A 25,995-nucleotide genomic window follows, 5' to 3' on the forward strand; every position below is an offset into this window, starting at 1 on the left:
CAGATGCTCTAATCGCCCGTGAGAGTTTTGACGCGCACAAGATCGGGGAAAAGCCTGATCCAGAGGAGGACGACGAAGATCGTCCCCAATCCTCCGACAACACCCGTCATGACCGGCCCGAGAAGTGCCGCGAGCATGCCGGACTCGAATTCACCCAGCTGGTTCGACGTCCCGATGAACAGCGAATTCACCGCGTTGACACGGCCGCGCATGTCGTCAGGTGTCAGCAGCTGCACAAGCGAACTGCGAACGACGACGCTGATCGTATCTGACGCACCAACCACGAAGAGAGCCCCGATCGAGAGCGCGATATTCTGCGACAGCGCGAAGACGATCGTTGCGACGCCAAATATGGCAACGGCCCAGAACATCTTTCGGCCGGCACCGGTCTTCAAGGGATGACGCGCGAGATAGATCGACATGACGACCGCGCCGATGGCCGGGCTGGCGCGGAGCAGGCCAAGCCCCCAAGGGCCCGCATGCAGGATGTCGCGGGCAAACATAGGCAGCAGCGCAGTCGCTCCGCCGAGGAGCACGGCAAAGAGATCGAGTGAAATCGTGCCTAAGATGACAGGCTTGCTTCGGATGAAGGACACCCCCGCGAATACCGACTGCAGGGTGACCGGCTGACGAACCGGCGCCAACCGCTCCATCTTGATCGATATGACGTTGATGCTCGCGATCAGGAACAGCACAAAGGAAAGCGCGAAGGGTGCGACCTCATCAACGCCATAGAGAAGACCGCCGAGCGATGGTCCGAGAACCAGTGCGGTCTGCATCATCGATGTCGTGGTGGCGATCGACTTCTGCAGCAGGTTGGCGGGCACAACAGTCGGAAGCAGCGCTGCCATTGTCGGCCGCTCAAAGGCCTGCGCAGCGCCCAGAATTGCAACGGCGATCAGAATCCCGGTCGCGCTCAGCATATTCTGCCAGGCAGCGAATGCCAGCACCAGCGCGGTTATGCCTTCCACCACCTGGCAGACGAGGCCAATACGGCGCCGATCGAAGCGATCTGCCACCTGGCCGACCACAAAGGTCAATATGACCATCGGCAGAAACTGACAGAACCCGACCAAACCAAGTGCGAAGGCGCTTCTCGTCTGGTCTTAGATCATCCAACCCATCGCCACGGCCATCGATTGAAAAGCGAGCGAGGACAGGACGCGCGATGCAGCAAAATTGAGGTATCCGGGATGACGCAGGACACTTTCCTGGTCGGTATCAACGCTATGCATGGAGACTTTCATCGGCCCGAGACGAGCCTGTGTATAGGAGCTAACTCGCATCTAGACCAAACATGCGTTTCAACAAAGGTCCGATTCGGCATTTACAGTCGCCGGCTTCGACAAGGCTCGCCGCCTCACGTGATCGTGAAAAGCGTTAGCCCTCAGGGCATCATTCCTGACCGGCTTGCGGGGTTATTCTTCGAATGCGCGCGCGGTTCTCGCCACATCGTGAACAAGCCGGCGCTCACGACGATGGCTGCCCCAAGCAGCATGTTCCAGCTCAGCGTCTCGTTGAAGAACAGCACCGCGATGACCGCACCGACGACGAGCTGCAGGTAGGTGAGCGGCTGGACATCAGACGCCTGCAGGGTGTCGTAGGCGCGGATGAGGCAATAGTGGCTGACCGCGCCGCACAGACCCAGTGCTCCGACGACCAGCCAGTCGGGCGGCGCGATAGGTGACCAATAGAAGGGACCAAGCAACGAAATGGCGACGGCGCCACCAACGGCCGTATAGAAGAGGCTCGTGACGGCTGGATCATGACGGCTGACGGCCCTTGTCGCGACGCTATAGGTGGCGAACATGAATGAGCATGTCAGCGGCAGCAGCAGAAAAATGCTGAACTGGCTTCCCATCGGATTGATGATCAGCAGCACGCCGAACAGGCCTGCGAGAACCGCGAGCCAGCGCCGCCAGCCCACATGTTCGCCGAGAAACGGGATGGAAAGCACGGTAACGATCAGGGGTGATGCCTGGAAAATCGCCTGCGTAATGGCAAGCCCCGTATGGGCGAGACCGTAAACGAACATCGCGATTTCTGCTACCAGCAGCATACCCCGCGCAACCTGGAGAACCGGCCGCTTCGTTGCCACCACCGCGCGAATGCCTCCCGGGCGTCGAGACGCGAGCAGGATAACGAATGCCGCGAAAACCCAATATCGGATCATCGTGATGAAGATCGGTGAATAGCGCTCGCCGAGATATTTGGAGAAACTGTCCTGGATCGCGAATATGAACACGGCCAGCAGCGTAAACGCATACCCGCTGGCTTTTTTGCTGTCCTTGAAGATCGACGTTCCTCCGGCTTGGCAGACGCCGAGCCTGCACCAGACAAGCAACTAGGCCAACCCATCCCCTCGCTCAAGGTCAGAAGTCTTCGATCCGGTACACTAGAGGAATTCTAACCGCAGGCTCCAAGCCTCCGTTGTCATCAAAGCTTCACGTCGCATTCAAAAAACTGTCTCAGCCTCGGCCTATTTGCATGACGAACGTTGTGCAATTTCTTTTGCAGAGGATATTATTTATGCCATCAAGATTGCAAACCACCATCGCCGCAAGCGCTGCTGCACTTTTCTCGGTCGTCGGTTCGGCTCACGCGGAAACCACCGTCAAGTTCTGGCATAGCTTCAGCAAGGCGAACGGCAAGGCGCTCGAGCAGATCATCGGCAATTTCGAGGCCGCCAATCCAGACATCCATGTCGAGGCCGAATATGTCGGCAACTACAACGACATCGTCACCAAATTGCAGGCAGCGATCCCGGCACGACGCGCACCTGATGCCGTCATCATGGAAGTGACCCGCTACGGACTGTTTGCCGATCGCGGCGTCCTCATCGACCTGACGCCCTATTTCGATGCTGATCCCCTGAAGGACGACCTTTACGACTACGCGCGCGAGGTCGGTGTCTACAAAGGCAAGAACTACATCGTTCCCTTCAACTCCTCGACGCCCGTTCTCTACTTCAACAAGGATATCCTTGCGCGCGCCGGCTACACGAACGAGCCTTCACTGAAGACCTTCGACGACATCCTCGCCGTTTCGAAGACGATCACAGAGAAGCTCGGATCGGAAGGCATCAGCGGTATCGCGGCGCCTGGCCAGTTTGCGCGCTGGGGTCTCGTGATGTCGAACGACAGCGAACTCCTCGATGCAAAGACCGACGAGGTGCTGCTCGACAAGCCGAACACCATCGAGGCTTACCAATGGATGGCTTCGCTGGTGCATGAACAGAAGGTCGCCTCGCCCGACGGCGTCACCGACGAAGACGTCGGCCGCGATGCCTTCTATGCCGGCAAGGTCGGCATCTCCTTGAACTCGACGGGGGATTACGGCGGCGCGAGAAAGGCGCTCGGCGACAAGCTCGAGGTTCGGGCAATGCCGTGCAACAAGACCTGCTCGGTTCCGATCGGCGGCGCCGGTATCGGCATCCTGTCGACGTCGTCGAAAGAGGTTCAGGACGCCGCTTACAAGTTCATCAGCTACGCCGCCTCGCCGGAAGCGAATGCGATCTGGTTTGCCGCGACCGGCTACCTGCCGATCAACAAGAAGAGCGCCGCACTGCCGGTAGCCGTCGACGCGCTCGCCAAGCAGCCCGGCATCGACGTGGCGATCAAGCAGCTCGACTTTGCCCACGGCCGCGCTCGTCCGCCTGTCGTCACCTGGATGCGCACCACTGAATACAAGATGTGGGAAGCCATGGCGCTCGGCCAGCGCGGTGTCGATGAGACGATGAAAGACTTCGCCGCGCAAACGCGCGAAGAAGCCAAGCGCGCCAGCAACTGAGTTCTAACGGCAGGACGGTGTGCCGCTCGGGCATGCCGTCCTCATAGATCGATCCTATGCTTCGTATCCTTACACCCTACATGCTTGTCGCACCGTTGATCGCCTTCATCGCGGTGTTTACCTACGTTCCGATCTTCGAAAGCGTGAACCTCAGCTTCCGGCATTGGGACTTCCTGTCCTCGGACATGCCATTCGTCGGGCTGGAGAATTACAGGCTGCTGCTGGCGTCCCGCGACTTCTGGAATGCATTGACCGTCACGGCGATCTTCGCACTCATTTCCGTACCGCTCAGGCTTGGCCTGGCGGTCGTGATCGCCAGCTATCTGGTTAGCGAAACGCTGCCATCCCGCCTGCTTCGGGGCGCGCTGTTCCTCCCCTCGGTGACGTCAGCGGTATCGATCGCCGTGGTCTTCTCCTGGGTGTTTTCCACCGACTACGGGATGGTCAACTCGGTTCTGACGTGGCTGGGCTTCGGAAAAGTTGCCTGGCTACAGGATCCGCAGCTGGCACTTTGGGTCCTGATCTTCGTCAACACCTGGAAGCAGCTCGGATACGACATCGTGATCTATATCGCCGGACTGCAGGCCGTGCCCCAGGAACTCTACGACGCAGCAGCCGTCGATGGCGGCAAGCGATTCCATGTCTTCCGGCGCATCACCATCCCGCTCGTGATGCCAACAACCTACTTCCTGCTGGTCATCTCGGTGATCGAGGCGTTTCAGGTCTTCACCATCGTCAACATTATCACGCACGGCGGCCCGGCAGGGGCGACAGACATGCTCGTCAACCTGCTCTATCGCGTCGGCTTTGAGCTTTTCGATATCGGCAGAGGCTCGGCGCTTGCCGTTCTCCTGTTCATTTTCCTGATCGTGCTGGCGCTGATCAAATCCCGTGTCATCGGCCGCAGGGTGCATTATGAAGCGTAACAATCCTTTCCTGACGGGCCTGGCGCTCGCCACCGGTCTCCTGTTCCTGTCACCGGTGCTGTATTCGATCTGGATGTCCTTCCAGACGGCGCATGCGTATTACGCCGGCGGCGTGGAGTTCACGGCAGGCAACTATCTGCGCGCGGTGGCCGAATACAAATTCGCGCGATATCTGCTGAATAGCATCATCGTGTCGGGGTTGGTTACCCTGCTCGGCATCACGATTGCGACCATGGCCGCCTTCGCCTTCGCGCGCTTCCAGTTTCGTGGCGGCAATCTCCTGTTCGGCGCAGCCGTCGCGACGCTGATGATACCGAGCCACATCAGCCTGATCCCGAACTACCTGACGCTTGCCAAGGCCGGCCTTCTCGACAGCTACGCCGGCCTCATCCTGCCATCCGTCTCGAACGGCTTTGCCGCGTTCTTCCTGCGCCAGTACATCAAGGGCATCCCGAAAGTGCTGGACGAGGCCGCCTACATGGACGGGGCAACACCGTTGCAGGTGCTCTGGCGGGTCATCGTGCCGATTGCGAAACCGGCGATCTTCTCGATGGGGCTCTACATCTTCATTACCGAGTGGAACAATTACATCTGGCCGCTCGTCGCTGTCGGCAAGGAAGACTTCTACACGCTGCAGATCGGGCTCGCACGCCTCTATCGCATCAACCCGGGCGAAGGCTTGGTCGACTGGCCGCTGGTCATGGCCGCATCCACCCTCACCATTCTACCGGTCCTTCTCGGATTTCTGCTTGTCGAACGTCACCTCGTGCGCGGCATCACCATGGGCGCGGTCAAGTAATCAATGAACAAGGACAAGCATACGATGACACGCATCGCATCTCACCGCGGCGGAACGCTCGAGTTTGGCGACAGCACTCCCCAAGGCTTCCAAGCGACGGCGCAAATGGCCGTGGAAGAGCTCGAGTTCGACCTACATCCGACATCGGATGGCGCGATCATGGTTCATCATGACGCGACCCTCGATCGCACAACTGACCGCAGCGGCGAGATCTGCAAGCTGACCGAGGCCGAGGTCCGCGCCGCCACCATCAACTACGGCGCCGGCGGACATCCGATTTCACTGGACGAGCTGTGCGCGATCTATGCCCGCAGCAAGGTCGATTTCCGTTGTGAAATCAAGCCCGACGCCGAAGGTCGTCCCTATGGAGACTTCGTGCCGCGCGTCGTGGAGCGCCTGGCGAACACGAGCATGCTGGAGAGAACAGTCTTCTCATCGTTCCAGGTCGCGACCCTGGACGCACTTGCCGCTGCGACGGACCGCCCACGGCTATGGCTTGTCAGCCCGCCCGTACTGCACCAGCTCGGCTGCAGGGCGGTGATCCACCTGGCCCAAAGCCACGCGATACCCGAGATCGGCGTGCACGTGGATACCGCCGATGTGGAACTGGCTCGAATGGTCAATGAAGCCGGCATCGATTTCGGTTGCTGGGGCGCCCACAACGCCACGCAGATCAAGAGCGCCCTGACATTGGGCGCCAAGGTTTTCACAACCGATCGCCCGAGCCTCGCCATCGCGCTCCGTGAGCTTCATCTCAAGGAGACCGCACAATGAGCGGCATCAAGCTGAGAGATGTAAGAAAGTCCTATCCAGGCGGAGCGGAAATTCTCCACGGCGTATCGATGGATATCAGACATGGCGAGTTCATTGTCATTGTCGGCCCGTCCGGATGCGGGAAATCAACGCTGCTGCGGCTGATCGCCGGGCTTGAACGCTGCGAACAGGGCGACATCGAGATATCAGGTCGGCGGGCAAACGACCTTGCCCCGCAAGACCGCGACATCGCCATGATCTTTCAGAACTATGCGCTCTATCCTCATATGACGGTCCGCGAGAACATTGCCTTCGGCCTCGAGCTACGCGGCATGCCGAAGAAGGAGCGCAACGCTCGCGCCGAAACCGTCGCCCAAACGCTTCAGCTCCAACCCTATCTCGATCGAAAGCCGGGCGCACTGTCGGGCGGGCAGCGTCAGCGCGTCGCGATGGGACGCGCCATGGCGCGGAACAGCTCGATTTTCCTCATGGACGAGCCGCTTTCAAATCTCGACAACTCGCTCCGCGTTGCCATGCGCACCGAGATCAAGGAGCTGCATCGCCAGCTCGGGGCGACGATCGTCTACGTGACTCACGACCAGACGGAGGCATTGTCCCTCGCCGATCGGATCGCTGTCATGAAAGATGGCGACCTCCTGCAGTTCGATACACCTGACGCGATCTACGATCGTCCCCAGGACCGCTTTGTGGCAAGTTTTCTGGGCGTTCCCGCCATGAACTTCCTCCCCGTCGAAAAGCTCCCCGGTTGGCAGGGAAGACAGGACGTAACGGCAGGTCTGCGTCCGGAGAACATGTCGGTCCACCTCGAAGAGCCAGCTGAACCAGCAATGCCTGTTAAACTCGCATTGTCAGAAATGACCGGTTCAGACATCATCCTCCATTGCGACAGCCCGGCCGGACGTCTGACGCTCACCAGTCAACGCAGGAACGTTCCGTGCAACGCAGATACGTTCTGGGTGACATGCGATCTCGAGCGGGCCGTCTTCTTCGATAGCAAGAGCGGCAACAGGGTCGATCTAGGTGCTCAAGACGTCAATGCATCCATGCGCGTTGCCGGACACTAATATCGGGATCAGGCAAGGGAATATATGACCACGCAGGACCAGATGCCCAAACTCCTCGGCGACCTTATTGCCCGCAACTCGACCAAGCTAACGGAGGCCGATACGCGGCTGCTCGACGTCTTGATACGAGATCCGATCCGAGCGGCCATGGAGAACGGCAAGGATGTCTCTTCGCGCGCCGGCGTCCACCCGGCTTCAGCGGTCCGTCTCGCTCGCCGGCTTGGTTTCAAGGGATATCCCGAGTTCAGGGGATTTCTCCAATCAAACCTCATGGAGGGCGGCGGAGATTTTGAAAACCCGGCTGCGCGGATGGCCGCGCGTCTCGTTCGCGCCGAGGAGGGATCGCTGCTCGCCTCTGTTCTCGACAGCGAGATCGCAGCCCTGCAACAAGTCCGGAACGCCGTATCCGACGCCGAGATCCGCGTATTCTCCGAGGCACTGCGGGACTGCCGGCGGGTGCTGATCTTCGGACGTGGGCATTCGGCCGCACTGTCCTCGCTCATATCCCTGCGGCTCAATCGCTCCGGCTACGAGGCTATCGATCTCGGTAACCAGATGCACCAGCTGCCCGAACTGCTGGCCACCTTGAGGCAGGACGACATCGTCTGGCTGCTGGCCTTCAGACGGGTATCCCCGCTCGTTCAAGAAATCCGAAAGGTCGCGGCGGAGAAACAAGCGAAAGTCCTCGCACTGACCGACCTTCGTAGCGCCCGGATCGATCCCGCCCCACAGCACAAGATATCTGTATCGCGCGGCGGCGCCGGCGAGTCGCAATCCCTTGTCGTTCCGATGACGATCGCCAATGCCATCATCCTGGACCTTGCGGCAATCGACGATGGCCGCTCTCTGCGATCGCTGGGCGCCTTCAAGGCTTTCAGAGGGGAAAGCGGACTGTCTCCAGTCCTTCTCTAGACCAGAGCCTGTCGACAGCAGCTAGACACTGCTCAGCAATATGCTTGTCTCACTGTTGAGAACCCCTTCGACGGTGCGAACCTCCCTGAGCACGCGATCGAAATCGTGCAGGCTGCTTGCCCGGATCTCTGCCACAAGATCCCAAGAGCCATTGGTGGTGTGCAGCGCATAGAGTTCCGGCAGGCCGCGCAGAAACTTGATGACCTTCGTCGTCGAGCGGCCCTGCACCTCGATCATCATGATCGCCCGTATCGAACCGTCCTCGTAGTCCTGGCGAACGCGGATCGTAAATCCGAGCGCGGTGCCCGATTGTAGGAGCCGGTCTAGCCTTGCCTGGATGGTGCCGCGAGAGACACCCAGAATGGTCGCGAGCTTCGAAAGCGGCGCCCGCCCGTCTTCGCGAAGGATGGAAATCAGCTGGTGGTCGAGATCGTCAAAAATGTGCATGGCAATTTGTACAGTTTCACCTAGCATTTTGCCATATTTTTTGTGCACTTTTCTGCGATTTTCGAATTTTAACTCGCGCTATGTGTACCTACGCTGCTCCCTAACAAATGTCCTGAGGAGCTGTAAGCGTGGTTCAATATGTAGGCGTCAGCAATGTCGTTGAGTTGGTCCGATCCGTCGGCATCGACGCATTCCTGCTTGGTCTTGCAGACTATATCGAAGAGGATTTTCGGCGCTGGGAACAGTTCGAGAAAACCCCTCGTCTTGCCAGTCATTCCCAGATGGGTGTCATCGAGCTGATGCCGACCTCCGACGGTCAGCACTACGGCTTCAAATACGTCAACGGCCATCCCAAGAATCCTAGCGCCGGTCTTCAGACCGTGACGGCTTTCGGCGTGCTGTCCGATGTGAGCACGGGCTATCCCTGCCTGGTATCGGAAATGACGCTGATGACGGGCCTTCGCACCGCGGCGACCTCGGCACTGGCCGCGAAGTATCTTGCCCGAAAGAACTCCCGCACGATGGCGATCATCGGCCTCGGTGCCCAGTCGGAGTTCCAGGCGCTGGCGTTTCGCGCTCTTCTCGGCATCAAGAGCCTGCGCGTCTACGATATCGACGCCGATGCCGTGTCGAAGTTCCGGAGCAACATCGGCGATAAGGACTTCGACGTCCTCGTTGCAACAACAGCCGAAGAAGCTGTCGCCGGCGCTGATATCATCACCACTGTTACCGCAGACAAGCGCAATGCGACCATCCTCTCAGACAATATGGTCGGCGGCGGTGTGCACATCAACGCTGTCGGTGGTGACTGCCCCGGCAAAACCGAGCTGCAGGGCGATATCCTGCGGCGTGCCGATGTCTTCGTCGAGTTTCCGGAGCAGACCCGGATCGAGGGCGAAATCCAGCAGATGGCACCGGACTTCCCGGTCACGGAACTCTGGCAGGTCATGACAGGCGCGGCGAACGGCCGTCGCTCCGACGAGCAGATCACGATCTTCGATTCAGTGGGATTTGCGACCGAGGATTTCTCTGCGCTGCGCTACCTCCGCGACATCGTGCAGGGAACGGCCTTTTACACGGATCTCGATCTTACCACCCAGCCTGAAGATCCACGGAACCTCTACGGCCTGTTTCGCCAACCCGAGACCGTCCTGCAGCGGAGCGTTGCCTGAGCCATGAAGAGACTTTCCGTGCAGGCTCCAAAATCCGTCGTAATGATCCGGCCGCATCACTTCACGCCGAACCCGATGACCGCCAATGACAACTCGTTTCAGTCCAGCGACGAGCAGCGTGCAGCAGCAGCTGTCGCATCCGCCGCGTTCGGTGAAGTGACACGCATGGCCGAGGGCCTGGCTGCGGCCGGCGTCACCGTCCATGTGTTCGAGGATGAGACGGTTGCCACGCCCGATTCCGTCTTTCCGAACAACTGGTTCTCCACGCACTCGGGTGGCCATGTGGCCATCTATCCGATGTACTCCGCAAGCCGTCAGTCCGAACGTCGCTCGGACGTGATCGAGATGCTGAAGACCGACTACCGCGTCCAGGACGTGATCGACTATTCCGGTCTCGAGAAGGATCACGTCTATCTCGAGGGCACCGGCGCCATGGTGCTGGACCATATCGGCCGGGTTGCCTATGCGGTGCGCTCCAACCGCACCAATGAAGTCGCTCTGGAGCGCTTCTGCACGCATTTCAATTTCGAGCCGATGGTATTCGATGCCGTCGACCGCCACGGCAAGTCGATCTACCATACGAACGTGCTGATGTGCATCGGGACGGATTTCGCACTGCTTGGATCCGCGATGATCAAGGATGAGAGCCGCCGGCGCGAAATCATTGCCCGTCTTGAAGAAACCGGCCGCAAGGTCACCGAACTCTCGATCGAGCAGATCGAGAATTTCGCCGGGAACGCGATCGAGCTCGACGGGCGGGATGGCCGACTGGTCGTGCTGTCGGCGCGCGCCCTCGCCGCTCTGGATCCAGCCCAGATCGAGGCGATCGAGGAGACCACGAAGCTGCTGCCATTCGATGTTTCGACGATCGAACTCGCCGGCGGATCGGTTCGCTGCATGCTCGCTGGCATTCACCTGTCGCGCCGCGAACCGGCAGCCACACAATTGCTTTACGCAGCCGGTTGAGCCGGATAGAGAAGCCCTACGAAAATAAAGGTACCCGGAAATGTCGCAAGCCAGATCAGTTTTTCAGTTCAACTCCATCATCGTGCGCGAGCCGTCGCGTTCCGTCGTCAACGGCCTTCGCGCCGATGATCGCGGCAATCCCACCTATGAAGGCGTGAAGTCTGAGCATGATGCCTACATCGCGGCCATGCGTGATGCTGGTGTCGAGGTGACGATCCTTCCTGCGCTTGAAGCCTTTCCGGACTCGATCTTTGTTGAAGACCCCGCGCTCGTCTTCACGGAAGGCGCGATCCTGCTTCGTCCGGGTGCGGAAAGCCGCGTCGGCGAAACCGCCGAGATCACCCCGACGCTTCGCGACATGTTCGAGACCGTTCTTGATCTGCCAGGCAGCGGCTTTGCAGATGGCGGCGACGTGCTGACCACACCGAAGAGCGTGATGATCGGCCTTTCGGCACGCACCGACAAGGTCGGCGCCGAGGCTCTCTCCGCCTGCATCGAAAAACTCGGCCGGAAGGCTGAAATCGTCGCAACGCCCGAAGGCGTTCTGCACTTCAAGACCGATTGCTCGCTGCTCGACGACGAGAGCGTGCTTTCGACGGCACGCCTTGCCCGCTCGGGCGTCTTCAAGGATTTCAAGCAGATCATCATTCCGGAAGGCGAAGAGCCGGCTGCCAACGCACTGCGCGTCAATGACGTCGTTATGGTCGGCTCGGATTTCCCGCGCACGATCGAGATGCTCGACAAGCTCGGCTACAAGGTCGTGCCGATGAAGACGACGCAGATCGGAAAGATTGATGCGGGCCTGTCCTGCATGTCGCTGCGCTGGTACCGCAACGGCTGATAGCAACCTCAAGAAAAAACAGGGAGAACAGTATGCACAGCTTCTCAACGAAGATTGTCGCCGGTGTCGCGCTTCTTTTGTCCGCAGGTCTTGCACATGCCGAGGATACGATCCGCCTCGGCATGACGCCCGAGCCCTACATGCCATTCACGCAGGTCAACGCCGCCGGCGAATGGGAAGGCCTTGAAGCCGACCTGTCGCGCGCCGTCTGCGCAAAGCTCCAGTCCAAGTGCGACATCAAGCAGATGGCATGGGATGGCCTCATTCCCTCGCTGAACGAGAAGAAGGTCGACTTCATCATCGGCGCCTTCTCGATCACCGATGACCGTCGCAAGGTCGTGGATTTCAGCACGCCCTACTACACCGAAGGCACGTCCTTCGTTGGCGCCAAGTCCGACAGCACCAAGGTCACCACCGTCGATGCACCTGACGGTTCGGGCAAGATCATCGACCCGGCGATCGTGTCCGGCAAGATCGTCGGCGTGCAGACGTCGAGCGTTCAGGCGGCCTATGTCGGTAAATACCTGGCCGGCGCCGAAGCCAAGAGCTACGATACCGCCGACAATTCCGTCGCCGATCTCGTGGCGGGTCGCGTCGACTATGTTCTCATCCCGGATCTTTACATCCAGACCTTCCTGAAGACGGACGCCGGCGCCGACTACGAAGTGAAGCTCGAAGTTCCGAAGAACACCACGCTTGGCGAAGGCGTTGCCTACGCGACCCGCAAGGGTGATGCCGATACCCTCGGCAAGGTCAACGCTGCTCTTGCCGATCTCGAAAAGGACGGCACGCTGCAGAAGCTGGTCGACAAGTGGATTTTCGGCAAGTAATCGCGTGACAGCTGGGCGCCGGCTGCGGCCGCGTCCAACTGTCAACTCAATTGTCCGACTGCTTCCCTTGGATCGCCCAACGGCCTCATCGCAGCCTCGCAGTTGATCTCCTCACTATCGGCAAAACCAAGGGCCGTCCGGCCGACCGCCAAAATCAAGCCGGATCGAGCAGGTACAACGCATGGACTCATATTGGCACTTGCTTGGCTGGGGTGCGGAAGGCTGGGGCGACGATTTCGCCTGGGGCCTGCTGATGACCCTCCAGGTATCGATCATCTCCTATATCGTAGCCGTGATCTTCGGCTTTCTCGGGGCCGCCGGCAAACTTTCGAAACATCGCTCGCTCCGCCTGATCGCCGGGCTTTACACGACGGTCGTGCGCTCGCTCCCCGAATTGCTGGTTATCCTTCTTCTTTATTTCTCGGTCGCCAGCGGTGCCGAGCGCCTTCTGAAATATGCGGGCTTTGTAGACGACAGCTTCCAATTCAGCCCCTTCTGGGCTGCGATCGTCGCGCTCGCGTTCGTTTCAGGCGCCTTCATGACCGAGGTCCTCCGCTCCGCCTATCTTGCAATTCCTCCTGGCCAGCTAGAGGCGGCAGTCTCGATCGGCATGCGGCCGCGCAAGATCGTAACCCGCGTCGTCATTCCGCAAATGATGCGACACGCCGTGCCCGGCATGGGCAATCTCTGGCTGTCCATTACCAAGGAAAGCGCCATCATCTCGGTTCTCGGGTCTTTCAGCGAACTGCTCTATACGGGCTACCGTGCGGCGGCGAGCACCAAGCAATACATTCTCTTCTACGGCCTGACCGCGTTGCTTTTCCTGCTGATCACGTTGGTATCCGTTTTCGCGATCAGCCGCCTTGAGAAGCATTTGAATCGGGGGCATCGCTGATGGAAACGATCACCAACGTCATTTCCTTCCTCCCCGCTTTGATCAAGGCGACGCCGCTGACATTGCTTCTGACGGCAACGGCGGGAATCTTCGGCCTGATCATCGGCACGCTCGCGGCACTTGCCCGCCTCTCTCGCCACCGCCTGCTGGCATGGCCCGCCTTCGCCTTCACCTTCGCCTTTCGTGGCACGCCTTTGCTGGTTCAGATCTACCTGATCTACTACGGCCTTGGTCAGATCCTGCCGGAACCTGGGTTCGGCATAGTTTCCTATGGCCCTATCTGCGGGACGGCCTGTGGTACGCGATCGCGGCATTGAGCCTGAACCAGGCGTCCTATAATGCGGAAGTCATCCGTGGGGCGATCCAGGCAATCCCACGCGGCCAGGTCGAGGCAGCGCTGTCGATCGGCATGCGGCCGTGGACGATCCTTCGTCGCGTCACGTTGCCTCAGGCGTTCAGGCAATGCCTGCCGGTTCTGACGAGCGATCTGATCATCCTTTTGAAGACCACGTCGCTCGCCTCCACCATCACCATTCTTGAGGTGATGGGAACAGCGCGGATGCTGCAGCGTCAATCGTTGCAGATCTTCGAACCGCTGATTGCCGCCGGCATCATCTATTTCGCAGTGGTCTTCATCCTGACCCGCATCATGAACGTCGTCGAACTCCGCATGACGCGCTACCGCGCCGCTCGGACGTGAGCTTTAGAGCCTCGGGAGGAATTGAAATGGTCGAGACAGCACTCTCTGTAAAAGACATCCACAAAAGCTTCGGTGGCGTCGAGGTTCTCAAGGGCATCTCGTTCGAAGCCCGCAAGGGTGACGTGATCTCCCTGATCGGAAGCAGCGGCTCGGGCAAGAGCACCCTGCTGCGTTGCATAAACTATCTGGAGACGCCGGACAGGGGCGAGATCTCGGTGGCTGGCGAGGTGATCAAGACCAGTCCGTCGCAGGGTGGAAAGATGCATGCCACCGATCCACGCCAGCTCGAACACATTCGTACTCGTCTCGGCATGGTTTTCCAGGGCTTCAATCTGTGGTCTCACCGCACGATCCTCGAAAACATCATCGAAGGGCCGATCCACGTCCTCGGCGTCTCGCGCAAGGAGGCGATTGCCGAAGCGGAGACGCTGATGGAAAAAGTCGGCATCACCGCGAAGCGCGATCAGTATCCCATGCAGTTGTCTGGCGGCCAGCAGCAGCGCGCGGCAATTGCCCGCGCTCTGGCGATGAAGCCCGAGGTCATGCTCTTTGACGAGCCGACCTCCGCTCTCGACCCTGAACTCGTCAACGAAGTCCTGCAGGTGATCAAGAAGCTCGCTGAAGAGGGGCGCACCATGGTGATGGTCACGCACGAAATGGCGCTCGCCCGCGACATTTCGAGTGAGGTGATCTTTCTTCACAAGGGCTTGGTCGAGGAGCGCGGTGCGCCCGGCAACGTGATGAAGGACCCGCAATCGGCGCGACTTCGGCAATTCCTCCAGCTTGCATGAGGGCTTCAATGAGCGATATCGGCTTCCAGGACTTTCTCCCCGAACTCGTCAATATCCGGCACAGCCTGCACCAGATGCCGGAGATTGGCCTCTCCGAGTTCAAAACGTCTGACTTCATTGCAGAGCAGTTGACGAAATGGGGCTTCGAGATCGCGCGCGGCCTCGCAACCACGGGGATCGTCGCGACGCTTCGTGCCGGCAGCAGCAACCGCGCCATCGGCTTTCGGGCAGACTTCGATGCGTTGCCGATGCAGGAAGAAACCAACCTACCCTACGCAAGCCAGCACCCGGGCGCGATGCATGCCTGCGGGCATGATGGCCATACGACGATGCTTCTCGGAGCAGCATGGGCGCTGTCCCGCGACAAATCCTTCTCGGGCACCGTGCATTTCATCTTTCAGCCGGCCGAAGAGAATTTCGGTGGCGGCAAGTTGATGATCGAGGACGGCCTGTTCGAGCGCTTTCCGTGCGATCAGATTTTCGCGCTACACAACTGGCCGGGCATTCCCAGCGGCACATTCTCTACCCGCTCGGGTCCTATCGCAGCCTCGATCGACGTTGTAACCGTGACCGTCAAAGGCAAAGGCGGTCATGGCGCGCAGCCGGAGATCACAGTCGATCCCGTGGTCGTCGGCTCCAGCATCGTTATGGCACTGCAGACGCTGGTGTCACGCAACGCCTCGCCGCACGAACCTGCCGTGGTCACGGTCGGCGCGTTTCTGTCAGGCTCCGCATCCAACATCATCCCCGACACCGCAGTGCTCGAGATCAGCATGCGGGCGATGAACCCTGCCGTGCGAGAAGAGATTCGCGAGCGGGTCGAACAGATCGCCACATTCCAGGCAAAGAGCTTCGGTGCCGACGTGCAATTCGACTGGCAGGTCGGATATCCGGCGACCATCAATGATCCCGAGGCCGTCCGTGTTGCGGAAGCGACGATTGCGACCCATTTCGGCGACGCCGCCTCGACCAGGCTCCCAGTTCCGCTGATGGGCAGCGAAGACTTCTCATTTCTGCTTGAGAAGGTACCCGGCGCCTATGTCCTGATTGGCAACGGCAACAGCTCCGGCCTGCATACGACGACCTACGACTTCAACGACGGCATCCTCGAACGAGGCGCGATGTTCTTCTATCACCTGGCAAAGGACCAGCTCGCCTAGTTCGCCGCATCGAACACCGGCCCGCGCCCGAACGCGAACCGTCGGACAAGTATCGACCGCTTCCGCGAGAAAAGGCCCAACGTTCAATATACGCGGCCGCTGGCTGCCGTCTCCACCTTCGGATATCCAGCGGATCGGAAGGTGGCCAGAAGCCCAGTCGTGCTGTTTACCAGCAGCCCGACGTCCGAGCCGATGCCAACGAAGGTAGCGCCAAGGTCCAGATAGCGTCGTGCAAGGACGGGATCGGCCGTGAGTATCCCCGCCGCCTTGCCATGCGACTGAATACGCGCGAGGGCATGTTCGACCGCCTCCTGCACTTCCGCTGCTCCTGGCTTGCCGAGAAAGCCCAGATCGGCGGCGAGGTCTGCTGGCCCGACGAATACGCCGTCCACGCCTTCGGTTGCGGCGATCGCATCCAGATTGGCCAAGCCGGCCCGACTCTCGACCTGCAGCAGAAGGCAGATCTCATCGTTCGCCGTCTGCAGATAGTCGGGCGTCCGGTTGAATGCGGATGCGCGAGCGAGAGCCGCACCAACGCCACGAATGCCCTCGGGCGGATAACGCACCGCCCGTACCATTGTCTCGGCCTGCGCACGGCTCTCCACCATCGGCACAAGGATCGTCTGGGCGCCGATATCCAGGATCTGCTTGATCAGCCAGGCCTCGCCGATCGGCGGCCGGACGATCGAATGAACCGGGTATGACGCAACCGCCTGGAGCTGCTGGACAAGCGAACGGATATCGTTGGGAGCGTGTTCCGCGTCAAAGAGCAGCCAATCATAGCCAGCGCCGGCGCAGATCTCGGCGGTGTAACTGTTGGCGAGCGCCTGCCAGAGACCGATCTGCGGCCGCCCGGCATGCAGCGCTTCCTTGAAGCTGTTCCTGGGAGCTGCCATTCGGAAAACCTACTCGAAGAAGAGACTGACGGTCCCGTAGGGCCCAAAATCGCCAACGATTGTATCGCCATGCCGCGCCTCGATCGGCCGAATGAAAGAACCCGCCAGAATGATCTGCCCGACCTCGATACCGTCGCCATACTGCGCCAGCCGGTTGGCGAGCCAAGCCACACCACGCGCCGGCTGGTTCAGGACGCCGGCGCCCAGACCCGTCTCCTCGACCTCGGCATTTCGGCTGACGATAGCGCCCATCCAGCGCATATCGATCTGGTCGGGCTTGACCGCCCGCCCGCCCCAGACGATACCGGCATTCGCGGCGTTGTCCGAGATCGTGTCGCAGATGTTGCGGGCTCTCTTCGTCTCCGGATCGGTCCGGAAAATCCGCGTATCGAGAATTTCAAGCGCAGGCGTCACGTAGTCGGTAGCGTTGAGCACATCGAAGGCGGTCACGCCGGGTCCACGCAGAGACCGTTTCATGACGAAGGCGATTTCGGCTTCCACGCGCGGCTGGATGAACCGGTCCTTCGGGACCGTCGCACCGTCCTCGAAGACCATATCATCGAGCAGCACGCCGGAATCGGGAATGTTGATGTTCAGCGCATATTGCATGGCCTTCGACGTCAGGCCGATCTTCCAGCCGATGACCTTGCGGCCGGCAGCGATCTTCTTCGTTACCCAGGCGCCCTGTACGGCATAGGCATCGTCCATTGTCATGTCGGGATGCTTGAGGGAAAGCAGTCCCATCTGTGTACGGCTCCGCTCCGCCTGATCCAGGCTCTCGGCGGCGGCTTCGATTTCTGCGGCGGTCAACATCAGAATACCTCGTCGGCGATCGTGTTACGGAGTATCCCAAGCCCTTCGGCCTCAACCTCCACCACGTCCCCAGGCTTCAACCAAATTGGCGGATCGAAGCGAGCGCCCGCACCGGTCGGCGTGCCGCAGACGATGACGTCGCCGGGCACCAGTGTCGTGAATGTGGAGATGTAGTTGATGATCTTTCGAAACGAGAAGATCATCCGGCTGGTCCGGTCGCTCTGGCGCACCTCGCCGTTGACCCGTGTTTCGAGCTTGATGTCGGCCAGCTGCTCCTCGTCCGTGAACGGCACCAGCCATGGGCCAATGGAACCCGTCCGGTCGAAATTCTTGCCCTGCGTCACGTTGAATTTGGCATGACGCACCCAGTCGCGGATCGTGCCTTCGTTGCAGAGCGAGAGCGCCGCAATGTGACCGAAGGCATCCGCCTCGGCGATGCGCCGTCCGCCCTTTCCAATGACGATGACGATCTCACCCTCATAATCGAGTTGCGGGCTTTCCGGCGGACGGATCAACGGTTGCCCGTGGCCGGTGAACGAGCGCGGGAACCGGATGAACAGCGAGGGGTTCGCCGGCAGTGCTTGCCCATCCTTGTATTCCTCGTTGCGATCGGGAAAGTTGACGCCGACGCAGATAATCTTTTCCGGCGACGGTATCGGGATTTCATAGGCGATGTCGTCGAGCGCATAGTCGACGGGCAGAGCCGCACTCTCCGCGCCCAGTCTGCTTAAAGCATTGGCCTCGATAACCTCACGCAAACTCGGCCAGCGCTCGCCGTAGCGGGCTGAGAGATCGACGATGCCATCGGCTTTCACGAGGCCGTATTTCAGTGTGCCGCCGTGGGAAAAGCTGGCGAAGCGAAGGCGTTCGGTCACGGCGGTCTCCTAATTCCATGTACGGGCGATCTCGGTGATGACCGTGAAAGCCGTGTCAGCGTCGTCACGAGTCATCTCGAATTGCCCAGCCTGGAAGCGGATGGCGATGCGACCGTCGACGCGTGTCTGGGTCAAATAAATGCGGCCGTCGTCGTTGATGGCATTGACGAGCGCGATGTTGTGCTGGTCGCTATCGCCGCGGCCCTTATGGCGGAAGGAGAAGAGCGAGAGAACAGGCTTGCTGACGATTTCGAAATCCGGCTCAGCGGCAATCCGTTCGGCAAGCTCCTCCGACCACCTCACGTGGTTGCGGATCATGGTGCGCAGGCCCTCGAGCCCATGATAGCGCATCAGGAACCAGAGCTTGAGCGCTCTAAAACGGCGACCCAGCGGAACCGACCATTCCGAATAGTTGACGATGCCATCATGGCCATGGGTTTTCAGGTATTCCGGCTGAATGGCCAGAGTGCGTACCTGATCCTCGGGGCTTTTGATGAATTGCACCGAGCAATCGAAGTTGGCGCCCAGCCATTTATGCGGATTGAAGACGACGGAGTCAGCCTCCTCGACACCCTTCCATAGCGTCCGAAACTCCGGGCAGATCATCGCTGAACCAGCCCAGGCGGCATCGACATGCAGGTAAAGCCCATGTGCCTTCACGACCGCAGCAACCTCGGCGATCGGATCGCATGCACCAATCGAGGTGCCACCGGTGCAGGCGATGACACCCGCTGGGATGTGACCGCTTTCGAGATCGGCCCTGATCGCCGCATCCAGCGCTTCCGGGTCCATGCCGTTCAGCGGTCCCTTGGTCGGGATCCGCACCAGGTTGGCCTCACCGATACCCGCAATCCAGATTGCCCGGTCGATGGACGTATGGACCTGCTTGGACGCATAAACGCGAACGGCGCCGTGCGCCGCGAGCCCCTCGCTGTTGCCTTTCCACCCAAGCGCCTTCTCGCGCATGACCAGGACGGCGGCAAGCGTCGCGGTCGAAGCCGAATCCTGGATGACACCGGCAAAACCATCCGGCAGGCCGAGCGCCTGTCGCAGCCAGTCGACCACGCGGGTCTCGAGTTCCGTCGCTGCCGGCGACGTCTGCCAGAGCATGCACTGCGCAGCGACGGAGGTAACGAGATAATCCGCTATGACGGAAACGGGAGCGGCATTGGCCGGGAAATAGGCAAAGAAGCGTGGGTGCTGCCAGTGAGTGATGCCATCGGGAATGATGCGCTCGAAGTCGGCGAAGATCGCCTCCATCGCCTCACCCGCTTCGGGGGCGGCATCAGCGATCTGCCTGATAATGTCACCGGGCTTCGTCTGCGCGCGAACTGGCCGCTCGCGCAGGTTTGCCCGATAATCCGCACCCCAATCGGCAGCCGTGCGCGACCATTGGCGGAAGGCTTCGTTGTCCATGTCCTACTCCCTTACCGGCACCATATTGATTGCTTCGTCCCGACCATCAGGGCGCGACGATCGGTTGAGCCTTCAGGACCGAGTCTCGCGGTTCGGTACCAGCAAACTGGCTGCCTTCTTCAAACCAGGATTTTGGCGCCGGGGCTCCCCAGAGCGTCTGGCGCTGTGGATCCTTGAGGTCCCATTTGATCGGCTCCAGATCGGGATCGACGGTCTGATAGTCGGAGCAGTAGATCTCGATGCGGTGACCGTCGGGATCGCGAATATAAAGGAAGAAGGCATTGGAAATGCCGTGGCGGCCCGGGCCGCGCTCGATGTTGGCGAGCCAGCCGGTCGTCGCCATCAGATCGAGCAGGTCGATGATATTCAGGGGCGTCGGCACCCAGAAGGCGGTGTGATGGAGGCGTGGGCCTCGACCGTTCGTGAAAGCGATGTCATGCACGCCGCCCTTGCGATGCGTCCACGCTGCCCATAGCCGCCCCGTTTCCTCATCTGCAGTGTATTCGGTGACGCGGAAGCCGATCTCATTGTAGAAGGCCACGCTTTCATCCACATTTGGCGAAAAGCAGTTGAAGTGGTCGATGCGCAGCGGCTTCACGCCCTTGTAGAGGGCGTATTTCTGATGGATCGGCTCCAGACGATCCATCCTCGAATAGAATTCGAGCGGAATGCCATGCGGGTCGCGCGTGCGGAAGGTACGCGACTGATAGGGCCGCTCGATCCACTCGACTGGCAGATCCTTGCTCTTGAAGAAGTGCCCGGCCTTGTCGAGATCCTCGTCGGAAAACACCTTGAAGCCGAGGTCGCGGGCTTCGGCCTTCTCCGCCTTCTTCAGGACGATGCAGTGATGACCCCGCTCCTCCAGTGCCCTGAGATATATTGTGTCGCTCGTCTCGTCGGTGACCTGAAGTCCGAGCGTGTCGACATAGAAGGCGCGCGACTTGGCAAGGTCGGTGACGGCCAGCTCAACGTGGCTCAGGCGAACGATGTTGAACGGCGGATAGAGATTGGGCTTCGGCAGGGGCATTCTTTCCTCCACGGGACCTGCATTGCAGGCAATTCTGATCAGGGGTAACGACGGGTGCGTCAGCCACCGAGCTTCTGGATGGCATGCGCTTTGTTGGCGAAAGCGATATTCTTGGTTTCCATATAGAAATCGAAGGACCAGTCGCCGCCATCGCGCCCGATACCGGAGCTCTTCACCCCGCCGAACGGGGTTGGCAGATGGCGGACATTTTCGGAGTTCACCCAGATCATCCCCGCCTCCAGCGCATCGGTGAAACGGAAGGCTCGGGTGACGTCATTGGTCCAGAGATAGCCGGTCAGGCCGTATTGTACGTCGTTGGCAAGAGCGAGCGCCTCGTCCTCGTCCCTGAACGGGATCGTGGTCAGTACCGGGCCAAAGATCTCCTCCTGCGCGATGCGCATGTTGTTGTTGGCGCCGGTGAAGAGGGTCGGCGAGACATAGCAGCCGCCACCGGGCCCTGCGAACTTCTCACCGCCGGCAGCAACCGTCGCGCCCTCGCTTTTGCCGATGCCGATATATTCCAGCACCTTCTTTTCATGGATCGGATGAATGAGCGGACCGACGACAGTTTCGGGATCGAGCGGATGCCCGACCTTGATACGCTTGGCCTTCTCCGCAACGAGCGCGGTAAACCTGTCATAGATGCTCTCCTCCACCAGCAATCGAGACGAGGAGGTGCAGCGTTCGCCATTCAGCGAATAGATCATGAAGACGGCCGCGTCGGCAGCGCGCTCAAGATCGGCATCGGCGAAGACCACGACGGGGTTCTTGCCACCGAGTTCGAAGTGCACGCGCTTCAGCGTGTCGGCGCCCTGCTTCATGATCATCGACCCGGTCCGGCTTTCGCCAACAAAGCCGATCGCCTTGATGTCGCGATGTTCGGTCAGCGCCTTGCCGGCATCTTCGCCGAAGCCGTTGACGAGGTTCCACACACCCTTCGGCAGCCCGGCTTCCTCGGCAATCTCGACAAGCAGTCGTGCGGTCAGCGGCGAGAATTCGGCGGGCTTGTGCACGATGGTGCAACCAGCGGCAAGCGCCGGCGCTATCTTCCAGGTCGACAGCATGAAGGGCGTATTCCACGGCGTGATGATGCCCACCGGACCGATCGGCACACGCGTGGTCATGTTGACCTGTCCCGGGCCTCGCAGAGTCCTGCCATCGCGGGCTTCCGGCGCACGATCGGCGAAGAAGCGGAAATTCTCCGCACCTCGGAGCGCTGCCTTGGCCATGAATTTCAGCGACTGCCCGGTGTCCATGCACTCGACAAAAGCGATCTCTTCGGCGCGTGCCACGATCGCGTCGGCGATCTTGTGCAGAAGTTTCTTGCGCGCATCTCCATCCATCGCCGCCCAGGCCGGAAACACTGCCTTGGCTGCTTTGGCCGCGCGATCTATATCAGTGGCGCTGCCTCGCGCTACGCGCGCCAGCGGCTTCAGGTCGATCGGCGATATGGTTTCGAATGTGGCGCCTTCGGCCGCCGGGACGTCTTCGCCGCCGATGCGGTTGAGAACGCCATTTTCGAACTGAGACAGATAGCTTTTGGCCTTGGCAATGTTTTCGTCGAGTTTCGACATATCAGCTCCATGGTGCGCGAGGCACTTCTCGGATCGTTGCAGTCAGTGAGGTGTCAGGCGCTCGCGGCTCGAAGTCGCGGATGGATCGCGTTCTTTTTCCAACTGAGATCCGGGTCGATCTCGCGGATTTCGAGGGTCAGGGCGAAGTGTGGCGTCTCGAAAAGAGGTGCGAGATATTCCGTGACCGTTGCGAAGATGGCGTCCCCCGTCGTCTTGCGCTCGCCCTTGCTCCGTCCGACACCAACGCGGAAAGACATATCGATGAAGGCGTTTTCGGCCAGCAGGTCGGCAACAGCGTAGGACTCACAGCGAATGGCGCGCACACGGACCGCTCCGAGTTCGAAAAGGCCGGTTTCCATGATCGTCGCGTGTATCTCCTGACACAGCGCGGTGAAATCGACCCGGCCATCCAGGTTGGCCGAATATTCCATCGTGAAATGCGGCATCCTTTCCTCCCGAAGCTTTGCCTTTATTTATTTAACATGTTAATGATTCGGTATGCGTTGTCAAGCCCTCGGCGAGTGGCTTGCGGACGGCGGCAATTGCAAACTCAGCGTAAATGGACCATAGCATCGATGATGACCGACCGCGCCGCGACCAAGCCCAAGATCCCGCAGGATGCGCTTTTGCCCCGCAATACGCGGCGCTCGCTTCCGATTGCTCTGTTGCGAGCGCGCGAAGCGCTGATGAGCCATTTCCGCCCGATGCTTGCCGAGCACGACATTACTGAGCAGCAGTGGCGCGTTATCCGCATCCTCGCCGAGGCGGGCACCGTGGACGCCTCTGACATGGCCGACCGCGCCTTTATTCTGGCGCCAAGCCTGACGCGCATCATCCGCTCGCTCGAAGAGCGCGGCATCATCGACAAGGCCAAAGACGACAATGACGGGCGTAGGGTTCTGTTGAAGATCACCCCTGCCGGTCTGGCGATTATCGAAGAGGTCGCACCCGAGAGCCGGCTGATCTACGACCGGCTCGAAAAGCGTTTCGGACGCGAGCGGATCGAACTCCTGCTCGACATGCTGGATGAAGTCGCTGCCTTCAATGGAAACGACTGACATCAGATATCATTCCGGAGCACGATCGCCAGTTCACGAACGTCCCCGACATAGCGCGACAGGCGATCGGCGGTATCGGGAAGGTCCGGCCTTGCGGCCGCCCAACCGACGTAAGTCACGCTGCGCAGCAACAGGAACAATGGCAGATTGCTGAGTGCGCCCTCATCGAGCGGGCGCCGTTCTCTGTAGCCCTCAATCAAAGCGTTCTTGAGTGCGGCATAGTGCGGTTCGTGCCTGTTGCGAAGAAGCGCCGTCGCGATATCGAAAAGGCGATAGCCGTAGCCGCAGTCGTCAAAGTCGATCAAGGCGACACTGTCTCCATCGACAAGCACGTTCTCGCGAACGAGGTCGGCGTGAATCAGGCCACAATCCAGCGACCCAAGAGCATCGATGCGTTCCTGCAGATCGATGCGCAGTTTTGACAGAAAGTGTCGCTCTTCCACCGGCAAAATCAGACAGTCCCAAAACCGGCCCCAGAGCGGATTTTCTCCCAGTAGACCATCCTTGTTCCAGGCGTGGCGGGTAAATCCAGTCGGGACAGCCCATCGATCGGCAGCGTTGTGCGCCTCCGCCATGACACCGCCGACCGATCGATAGATCCGTTCGATCTCGCGCTCCGAATGACAGAGCGGCCTGCCAGTTTCACCGATCTGTTGCCCTCCCACCCATCCGATCAAATCCGCATACTGACTTTCCTCGCCGGTAATTTGCACAAGGAGATCCCCGCTGTCAGTCGCGATCGGCTGCGGCACAGCTATGCCGTTACGACGCAAGTCATCCATCCACAAAAGTTCGGACTTCAACGCAGCTTGCGAATGGTATCCGGGCCGGTGCAATCTCAACGCGGCCATTTGACCGTCGCGCAGATGGACCTTGAAGACCGCGTTCTCACGGAATTTCAGGAGTTCCGGTTCCTGGGCTGGTAGGCCAAAGGCCGCAAGCGCCTGCCGGGCCCTGCGGTGCAGATCAGCGTTGACGGATGTCATCAAAGCGCCGCCAACACATCGTCGAGCGTCGAAAGCATGAGATCCGCATTCGCCTTGCTGAAAGGCATCGGCGGACGGATCTTGGTCGCGTTTTGATGGATTCCGAGTTTCCCCATCAGGACGCCGCGCTCGCGCATCTCGTTGATGACCCTGGTGGCTATCTCTGAGGCAGGCTCCTTAGTTTGCCGGTCAAGCACAAGCTCGCAACCGAAGAACAGGCCGCTACCCCTGACGTTGCCGATGAGATCGTGTTTCTCGGCTAGGCTGCGCAGCCCTGTTTGGGCGTATTCTCCGACGATGCGGGCGTTCTCGACCAAACCTTCGTCTTCAAGGACATCGAGCACCGCCATGCCGGCGGCGCAAGATACCGGGTTGCCACCGAAGGTGTTGAAATAGCGGAATGCCTTGCGAAACGCGTTCAACGTCTCTGAATTGGCGACGACGCCACCGATCGGATGGCCGTTACCCATCGGTTTTCCGAGTGTCACGATATCGGGCACGATACCGGCGCGCTGATGGCCCCACATGTGCGAGCCCGTGCGCCCGAATCCCGGCTGAACCTCGTCGCAGATCAGAAGGCCGCCTGCCTTGCGGACAATCGCCGCTGCTTTCGGTAGGAAGCCCTCCGGCAGATCGGGAAAGCCTTCATTGGCAAAGAACGGATCGATGATGAGCGCGGAGAAACCAAACTCGCTGGCCTCAAGCGATGCGATCGCCTCTTCCAGCGCCGCTGCCCAGGCTGCGGCGAAAGCCTCGCCCGGAACTCCACCAAGCGGACGATAGCCATCAGGCGCCGGCACATGCCGGACGTGCCCGCCGAAGCCTCCGACGGGTGGCATTCTGGTCGACAGTTGCGATACTGCCGTCGTGTTGCCGTGGTAGGTATGATCGGTGGCAATCACACCGGTCTTGCCGGTCAGCGCTTGCGCCATGCGAAGCGCCACATCGTTCGCCTCGCTGCCCGTACAGGTCAGAATGGCGGTATCGAGGCTATCGTCAAAGGTCGCCGTCAACCGCTCGACATAGTCGAGAATACCTTCATGCGGGTAGCGCGTGTGGGTATTGAGCGTCGAGGCCTGGCGGGCGATCGCTTCCACCACGCGCGGATGGCAATGGCCGACATGCGGCACATTGTTGTAGCAATCGAGATAGCGTTTGCCGTCGGCATCCCACAGCCAGACGCCCTCTCCTTTCACGATATGGACGGGATCCAGGTAGAAGGTCGACATGTTCTTGCCGAGCAACTTCTCACGCCTTGCGAGCAACGCCGCGGTATTAGGCATC

27 protein-coding genes and 1 pseudogene are annotated in these 25,995 nt (G+C 60.1%); 16 read left to right on the forward strand and 12 right to left on the reverse strand.

The window, feature by feature from the left end; genetic code table 11:
• Positions 1–8: 8 nt before the first annotated feature.
• Positions 9–1,235 (reverse strand): annotated as a pseudogene (locus FZ934_RS23020) (MFS transporter).
• A gap of 152 nt (positions 1,236–1,387) precedes the next feature.
• Complete coding sequence (locus FZ934_RS23025) at positions 1,388–2,296, reverse strand: DMT family transporter (RefSeq protein WP_153274003.1); 909 nt, start codon at positions 2,294–2,296, stop codon at positions 1,388–1,390.
• Between the two features lie 233 nt (positions 2,297–2,529).
• Here FZ934_RS23025 and FZ934_RS23030 point away from each other — a divergent pair, with 233 nt between their 5' ends.
• Genes FZ934_RS23030 through FZ934_RS23055 form a run of 6 tightly spaced genes read left to right on the forward strand, consistent with a single transcriptional unit; the run spans position 2,530 to position 8,264 of the window.
• Complete coding sequence (locus tag FZ934_RS23030; RefSeq protein ID WP_153273173.1) at positions 2,530–3,789, forward strand: ABC transporter substrate-binding protein; 1,260 nt, start codon at positions 2,530–2,532, stop codon at positions 3,787–3,789.
• Positions 3,790–3,845: 56 nt separating this feature from the next.
• Complete coding sequence (locus FZ934_RS23035) at positions 3,846–4,715, forward strand: carbohydrate ABC transporter permease (protein WP_153273174.1); 870 nt, start codon at positions 3,846–3,848, stop codon at positions 4,713–4,715.
• Positions 4,705–5,514, forward strand: coding sequence for a carbohydrate ABC transporter permease (locus FZ934_RS23040; RefSeq protein ID WP_153273175.1), 810 nt, complete (start codon positions 4,705–4,707; stop codon positions 5,512–5,514). The genes FZ934_RS23035 and FZ934_RS23040 overlap by 11 nt, the downstream gene beginning before the upstream one ends.
• Positions 5,515–5,538: 24 nt before the next feature.
• A complete protein-coding gene (locus FZ934_RS23045; RefSeq protein ID WP_153273176.1) occupies positions 5,539–6,288 on the forward strand; it encodes a glycerophosphodiester phosphodiesterase family protein in 750 nt (249 codons plus the stop codon).
• Positions 6,285–7,352, forward strand: a complete 1,068-nt coding sequence (locus FZ934_RS23050; protein ID WP_153273177.1) for an ABC transporter ATP-binding protein — start codon at positions 6,285–6,287, stop codon at positions 7,350–7,352. Before FZ934_RS23045 ends, FZ934_RS23050 begins: the two co-directional genes overlap by 4 nt.
• Before the next feature lie 24 nt (positions 7,353–7,376).
• A complete protein-coding gene (locus FZ934_RS23055; RefSeq protein ID WP_153273178.1) occupies positions 7,377–8,264 on the forward strand; it encodes a MurR/RpiR family transcriptional regulator in 888 nt (295 codons plus the stop codon).
• A 21-nt stretch (positions 8,265–8,285) separates the two neighbouring features.
• Here FZ934_RS23055 and FZ934_RS23060 read toward each other — a convergent pair whose 3' ends face one another.
• The gene (locus FZ934_RS23060; protein ID WP_153273179.1) at positions 8,286–8,711 is read right to left on the reverse strand and encodes an Lrp/AsnC family transcriptional regulator; all 426 of its coding nucleotides are present in this window, start codon (positions 8,709–8,711) and stop codon (positions 8,286–8,288) included.
• A 128-nt stretch (positions 8,712–8,839) separates the two neighbouring features.
• Here FZ934_RS23060 and FZ934_RS23065 point away from each other — a divergent pair, with 128 nt between their 5' ends.
• The 9 genes from FZ934_RS23065 (at position 8,840) to FZ934_RS23100 (ending at position 16,066) form a co-directional block, all read left to right on the forward strand.
• Positions 8,840–9,883 carry an ornithine cyclodeaminase gene (locus FZ934_RS23065; protein ID WP_153273180.1) on the forward strand — a complete coding sequence of 348 codons (1,044 nt, stop codon included), beginning with the start codon at positions 8,840–8,842 and terminating at the stop codon, positions 9,881–9,883.
• Between the two features lie 3 nt (positions 9,884–9,886).
• Complete coding sequence (ctlX, locus tag FZ934_RS23070; RefSeq protein WP_153273181.1) at positions 9,887–10,849, forward strand: citrulline utilization hydrolase CtlX; 963 nt, start codon at positions 9,887–9,889, stop codon at positions 10,847–10,849.
• 40 nt (positions 10,850–10,889) lie between these two features.
• Positions 10,890–11,690 (forward strand): dimethylarginine dimethylaminohydrolase family protein, encoded by an 801-nt coding sequence (locus FZ934_RS23075; protein ID WP_153273182.1) that lies wholly within the window; start codon positions 10,890–10,892, stop codon positions 11,688–11,690.
• Between the two features lie 32 nt (positions 11,691–11,722).
• Entirely contained in the window at positions 11,723–12,520 is a 798-nt protein-coding gene (locus FZ934_RS23080) for a transporter substrate-binding domain-containing protein (protein ID WP_153273183.1), read from the forward strand.
• Positions 12,521–12,701: 181 nt separating this feature from the next.
• Positions 12,702–13,415: an ABC transporter permease gene (locus tag FZ934_RS23085; RefSeq protein ID WP_153273184.1), complete on the forward strand. Its 714-nt coding sequence runs from the start codon at positions 12,702–12,704 to the stop codon at positions 13,413–13,415.
• Positions 13,415–13,732 carry an ABC transporter permease subunit gene (locus FZ934_RS28285; RefSeq protein WP_246738025.1) on the forward strand — a complete coding sequence of 106 codons (318 nt, stop codon included), beginning with the start codon at positions 13,415–13,417 and terminating at the stop codon, positions 13,730–13,732. Before FZ934_RS23085 ends, FZ934_RS28285 begins: the two co-directional genes overlap by 1 nt.
• Positions 13,729–14,115, forward strand: a complete 387-nt coding sequence (locus FZ934_RS28290; RefSeq protein ID WP_246738026.1) for an ABC transporter permease subunit — start codon at positions 13,729–13,731, stop codon at positions 14,113–14,115. The genes FZ934_RS28285 and FZ934_RS28290 overlap by 4 nt, the downstream gene beginning before the upstream one ends.
• A 26-nt stretch (positions 14,116–14,141) precedes the next feature.
• The gene (locus FZ934_RS23095; RefSeq protein WP_153273185.1) at positions 14,142–14,906 is read left to right on the forward strand and encodes an ABC transporter ATP-binding protein; all 765 of its coding nucleotides are present in this window, start codon (positions 14,142–14,144) and stop codon (positions 14,904–14,906) included.
• An 8-nt stretch (positions 14,907–14,914) separates the two neighbouring features.
• On the forward strand, positions 14,915–16,066 hold the full coding sequence (locus FZ934_RS23100) for a M20 aminoacylase family protein (protein WP_153273186.1): 1,152 nt from the start codon (positions 14,915–14,917) through the stop codon (positions 16,064–16,066).
• Positions 16,067–16,149: 83 nt separating this feature from the next.
• Here FZ934_RS23100 and hpaI read toward each other — a convergent pair whose 3' ends face one another.
• From hpaI to FZ934_RS23135, 7 genes are read right to left on the reverse strand one after another with little or no spacing between them, the layout of a single operon-like run.
• Positions 16,150–16,962 carry a 4-hydroxy-2-oxoheptanedioate aldolase gene (gene hpaI, locus FZ934_RS23105; protein ID WP_153273187.1) on the reverse strand — a complete coding sequence of 271 codons (813 nt, stop codon included), beginning with the start codon at positions 16,960–16,962 and terminating at the stop codon, positions 16,150–16,152.
• 9 nt (positions 16,963–16,971) lie between these two features.
• On the reverse strand, positions 16,972–17,775 hold the full coding sequence (gene hpaH, locus FZ934_RS23110; RefSeq protein WP_153273188.1) for a 2-oxo-hept-4-ene-1,7-dioate hydratase: 804 nt from the start codon (positions 17,773–17,775) through the stop codon (positions 16,972–16,974).
• Positions 17,775–18,650 (reverse strand): fumarylacetoacetate hydrolase family protein, encoded by an 876-nt coding sequence (locus FZ934_RS23115; RefSeq protein ID WP_153273189.1) that lies wholly within the window; start codon positions 18,648–18,650, stop codon positions 17,775–17,777. Before FZ934_RS23115 ends, hpaH begins: the two co-directional genes overlap by 1 nt.
• A gap of 9 nt (positions 18,651–18,659) precedes the next feature.
• Complete coding sequence (locus tag FZ934_RS23120; RefSeq protein ID WP_153273190.1) at positions 18,660–20,066, reverse strand: pyridoxal phosphate-dependent decarboxylase family protein; 1,407 nt, start codon at positions 20,064–20,066, stop codon at positions 18,660–18,662.
• 46 nt (positions 20,067–20,112) lie between these two features.
• On the reverse strand, positions 20,113–21,093 hold the full coding sequence (gene hpaD, locus FZ934_RS23125) for a 3,4-dihydroxyphenylacetate 2,3-dioxygenase (protein WP_153273191.1): 981 nt from the start codon (positions 21,091–21,093) through the stop codon (positions 20,113–20,115).
• Positions 21,094–21,152: 59 nt separating this feature from the next.
• A complete protein-coding gene (gene hpaE, locus FZ934_RS23130) occupies positions 21,153–22,667 on the reverse strand; it encodes a 5-carboxymethyl-2-hydroxymuconate semialdehyde dehydrogenase (RefSeq protein WP_153273192.1) in 1,515 nt (504 codons plus the stop codon).
• A gap of 53 nt (positions 22,668–22,720) precedes the next feature.
• Positions 22,721–23,113: a 5-carboxymethyl-2-hydroxymuconate Delta-isomerase gene (locus tag FZ934_RS23135; protein WP_153273193.1), complete on the reverse strand. Its 393-nt coding sequence runs from the start codon at positions 23,111–23,113 to the stop codon at positions 22,721–22,723.
• 132 nt (positions 23,114–23,245) lie between these two features.
• Between FZ934_RS23135 and hpaR the strand changes: the two genes are divergently transcribed.
• Complete coding sequence (gene hpaR / locus FZ934_RS23140; RefSeq protein ID WP_056818627.1) at positions 23,246–23,725, forward strand: homoprotocatechuate degradation operon regulator HpaR; 480 nt, start codon at positions 23,246–23,248, stop codon at positions 23,723–23,725.
• 2 nt (positions 23,726–23,727) lie between these two features.
• On the opposite strand, the gene FZ934_RS23145 is transcribed toward hpaR, so the two are convergent.
• Positions 23,728–24,711 carry a phosphotransferase enzyme family protein gene (locus FZ934_RS23145; protein ID WP_153273194.1) on the reverse strand — a complete coding sequence of 328 codons (984 nt, stop codon included), beginning with the start codon at positions 24,709–24,711 and terminating at the stop codon, positions 23,728–23,730.
• Entirely contained in the window at positions 24,711–25,994 is a 1,284-nt protein-coding gene (locus FZ934_RS23150) for an aspartate aminotransferase family protein (RefSeq protein ID WP_153273195.1), read from the reverse strand. Before FZ934_RS23150 ends, FZ934_RS23145 begins: the two co-directional genes overlap by 1 nt.
• Position 25,995: the final 1 nt, after the last annotated feature.

This window comes from Rhizobium grahamii (genome assembly GCF_009498215.1).
GTDB lineage: Bacteria > Pseudomonadota > Alphaproteobacteria > Rhizobiales > Rhizobiaceae > Rhizobium > Rhizobium grahamii_A.